The following is a 2,360-nucleotide window of genomic DNA, read 5'->3' as shown; positions in this document are numbered from 1 at the left end:
CGGAGCCGCGCCGGATCGCCGCCCGGGCGGCCGCCCGGCGGATGGCGTGGCTGCTCGGTGAGGCGACGGGTGAGCGGGTCGGCTTCACGGTGCGCGGGGAGCGCCGGGTGGGTCCCGGGACGGTGGTGGAGGTGGTGACCACCGGGGTGCTGCTGCAGCGGCTGCAGCGCGATCAGGAACTGGCCGGTGTCGACGTGGTGGTCATCGACGAGTGCCACGAGCGCCATCTGGACGCGGACACGGTCGCCGCCTTCCTCCTGGACGTGCGGGAGACGATCCGGCCCGAGCTGCGCCTGGTCGCGGCGTCGGCGACGACGGACGCGGAGGGCTGGGCCCGGCTGCTGGGAGACGCGCCGGTCGTGGAGGCACCGGGGGTGTCCCACCCGGTGGAGGTGGTGTGGGCGCCGCCGCCCGGCACCGTGCGTCCGCCGCACGGGATGAGGGTGGACCCGGCGCTGCTGACCCATGTGGCCGCCGTGGTGCGCCGGGCGCTGGCCGAGCGGGACGGCGACGTGCTGTGCTTCCTGCCCGGCGTCGGGGAGATCGGCCGGGTGGCCGGGCAGCTCAGTGGTGTGGACGCCGAGGTGCTCCAGGTCCACGGGCGGGCCCCGGCGGCGGTGCAGGACGCGGTGCTGGCCGGGCCGGGACGGCGGCGGCGGGTGGTGCTCGCGACGGCCGTGGCGGAGTCCTCGCTGACGGTGCCGGGGGTGCGGGTCGTCGTGGACTCGGGGCTGGCGCGGGAACCGCGTGTGGACCACGCCCGGGGGTTGAGCGCGCTGACGACGGTCCGGGCGTCCCGGGCGGCGGGCCGCCAGCGTGCGGGCCGGGCGGGACGTGAGGCGCCGGGCACGGTGTACCGCTGCTGGGAGGAGGCCGAGGACGGCCGGCTCGCCCGGTTCCCGTCCCCGGAGATCAAGGTGGCCGATCTGGCGGCGTTCGCGTTGCAGGCGGCGTGCTGGGGCGATCCCGACGCCTCCGGGCTGTCCCTGCTGGACCCTCCGCCGGCCGGGGCGATGGGTGCGGCACGGGAGGTGCTGACGGCGGTCGGCGCGGTGGACGCGGCGGGCCGGGTGACCGGCCGGGGCGTACGCATGTCCCGGCTCGGTCTGCACCCCCGGCTGGCCCGGGCCCTGCTGGACGGGGCCGCGGAGGTGGGCGGGCGCCGGGCCGCGGAGGTGGTGGCACTGCTGAGCGAGGAGCCGCCCCGGGAGTACGGCGACGACCTGGCGGCCGCCTGGCGGACGGCCCGGCGCGGCGGCGACGGGTACGCGGCCCGCTGGCGGCAGGAGGTGCGGCGGCTGGCGTCCGCCCTGGGCGGGGTGGAGCGGGCGGGCGGTGACGGGACGTCCGGCGCGACGGACGACGCGGCGGCCGGACTGGTGGCGGCGCTCGCCTTCCCGGAACGGGTGGCGCGGGCCCGCGGCGAGGGGGCGTTCCTGATGGCGTCGGGCACCGGCGCCGAGCTGCGCGTCGCCTCCCGGCTGCGGAGCGCGCCGTGGCTGGCCGTCGCGGTGGCGGACCGTCCCGCGCACGCCGCGTCCGCCCGGGTGCGGCTCGCCGCCGTCGTCGACGAGGACACGGCACGGCTGGCCGCGGGGCGCCTGCGGTTCGCGGGCGAGGAGGTCCGCTGGACGGACGGCGACGTGGTGGCGCGTGCGGTGGAACGGCTCGGGGCGATCGAACTGTCGGTGCGCGCGCTGCGGCGGCCGGACCCCGAGCTGGTGCGCGAGGCGCTCCTGGAGGGGCTGCGGGACGAGGGGCTCGGGCTGCTGCGCTGGAGCCGGGACGGCGAGCAGCTGCGGCTGCGGCTCGCGTTCCTGAACCGGGTGCTGGGGGCGCCGTGGCCGGACGTGTCGGACGGTGCGCTGCTGGCGTGCGCCGGCCGGTGGCTGGAGCCGGAACTGTCGCGGGCCCGGCGCCGCGCGGACCTGGCGCGGATCGACGCCGGGCAGGCGGTGCGCCGGCTGCTGCCGTGGGCGACGGGCGAGGCGGCCCGGCTGGACGAGCTGGCCCCGGAGCGGATCGAGGTGCCCAGCGGGTCCCGGGTCCGGGTGGAGTACGGCGGTGAGCAGCCCGTCCTGGCGGTGAAGCTGCAGGAGCTGTTCGGGCTGCGGGAGACCCCCCGGGTGGCCGGGGTCCCGGTGCTGGTGCACCTCCTGTCCCCGGCCGGGCGGCCCGCCGCGGTGACGGCGGACCTGGCGTCGTTCTGGCGGGAGGGCTACCGGGCGGTCCGGGCCGAGCTGCGGGGCCGCTACCCGAAGCACCCGTGGCCCGAGGACCCGGCCTCCATGGAGGCGACCCGTCTCACCTCGGCACGGCTCCGCCGGGGCTGAACGCCCGCGCGGCGGCCCCCGGCCGGG

Annotated in this window: 1 protein-coding gene; it reads left to right on the top strand. The window is 79.2% G+C overall.

Annotated elements, in window-relative coordinates:
* A partial coding sequence (gene hrpB / locus IH13_RS0106540; RefSeq protein ID WP_031081836.1) for an ATP-dependent helicase HrpB occupies window positions 1-2,333 on the top strand: 2,333 nt, incomplete at its 5' end.
* Between the last annotated feature and the right edge of the window lie 27 nt (window positions 2,334-2,360).

Origin of the sequence: Streptomyces sp. NRRL WC-3549 (assembly GCF_000721935.1) — a bacterium.
In the GTDB taxonomy this organism is placed as follows: domain Bacteria; phylum Actinomycetota; class Actinomycetes; order Streptomycetales; family Streptomycetaceae; genus Streptomyces.
The sequence above is the reverse complement of the archived record's forward strand: the minus strand, read 5'-3'. Positions and strand labels throughout refer to the sequence as shown.